This window comes from Brenneria tiliae (assembly GCF_023347575.1).
Classification (GTDB): Bacteria; Pseudomonadota; Gammaproteobacteria; order Enterobacterales; family Enterobacteriaceae; genus Brenneria; species Brenneria corticis.
Map to the genome: position 1 here is coordinate 1 of NZ_JAKPCB010000069.1, position 947 is coordinate 947.

1 protein-coding gene is annotated in these 947 nt (G+C 55.8%); it reads right to left on the reverse strand.

Annotated features, from left to right (window positions below; all coding sequences use genetic code 11):
* Positions 1-947: immunoglobulin-like domain-containing protein (locus MFP24_RS00360; RefSeq protein ID WP_249246711.1), on the reverse strand; the 947-nt coding region annotated here is incomplete at both ends.

Sequence of the window (947 nt, forward strand, 5' to 3'; positions counted from 1 at the left end):
CCGTAAAGTCGCGATCGGTGGGATTACTCAGTGTGGCGCTAACGGTGGCACTGTCGCTGCCTTCCGCTACCGTAATATCACCCAGCGTTAGCGTGGTGGTATCTACCGTGTCGGTCACCGTCACTGTTGCCGTGTCGCTGGTATCCAGTTGCTCGAAGTTATGCTCACCGGCATCGGTTACGCTTAGCGTGTAGCTTTCGCCGTCTTGATAAACATCGTCGCCCTGTACTGCAAAGGCTGATGAGGTGCCGGTTGTCGCTCCAGCCGCAAAGGTAATGGTCGCACCATTACTTAGCGTTACCGTAAAGTCGCGATCGGTGGGATTACTTAGCGTGGCGCTAACTGTAGCGCTGTCGCTACCCTCCGCTACGGTCACATCACCCAGCGTTAGCGTGGTGTTATCTACCGTATCGGTAATCGTGACTGTCGCGGTGTCGCTGGCATCCAGTTGCTCAAAGTTATGCTCGCCCGCATCCGTTACACGAATGGTGTAGCTTTCGCCGTCTTGATAGACATCGTCGCTCTGCACTGCAAAAGCGCTTGAAGTACCCGTCGTTTCCCCGGTGGCAAAGGTAATGGTGGCGCCATTGCTTAGCGTCACCGTAAAAGCACGATCGGTGGGATTACTTAGCGTGGCGCTAACGGTGGCGCTGTCGCTACCCTCGGCAACGGTCACATCACCCAGCGTTAGCGTGGTGGTATCCACGGTGTCAGTAATGTTTACCGTCGCATCGCTACCCAGTTGTAAATCTTCAAAGGTTTTACCGGCTACGCTGGCATCGGTAAGACCCAGCGTTACGCTACCCGCATCGGCGTACATATCGTCGCCCTGCGCCGGCACGCTATAAGCCACACTCTGCTCACCGGCCTGGATAGTAACCTGCTCACCGTTGCTCAAGGTGACCACCAGATCGTCGGCCAGTACTCGGTCAACCTTGATGGTAAAC